The sequence below is a fragment of the Enterococcus sp. C46 genome (assembly GCF_040887565.1).
GTDB lineage: Bacteria > Bacillota > Bacilli > Lactobacillales > Enterococcaceae > Enterococcus_B > Enterococcus_B lactis.
In genome coordinates this window covers 1-244 of the sequence record NZ_JBFOGA010000044.1, presented here as the reverse complement: position 1 = coordinate 244, position 244 = coordinate 1, and the positions used below count along the sequence as shown (strand labels likewise).

At 36.9% G+C, this 244-nt stretch carries 1 pseudogene; it reads left to right on the top strand.

Features of this window, described 5'->3' with window-relative positions:
* Positions 1–244, top strand: a pseudogene (locus AB3I27_RS14075) (IS982 family transposase); the annotation flags it as partial.

The following is a 244-nucleotide window of genomic DNA, read 5'->3' as shown; positions in this document are numbered from 1 at the left end:
AGCCAAAGAGCCACGTATAGAGCGGTTTGTTCCGTCTTATTTCCTAATGGTGACTTTCCTAGTAGGAGTCGATTCACTCGCTTAAGTTCAAACTTAGCTTACACTATCAAGATTATTCGATACTTTTTCATCAAGAAGCTCACCAAAGGTGAACTAGTCGGAATTATAGATAGTTTTCCTAGTCCATTATGTAAACCAGTTAGAAATAGACAAGCAAAACTATTGAATCAAATAGCCAAAGTTG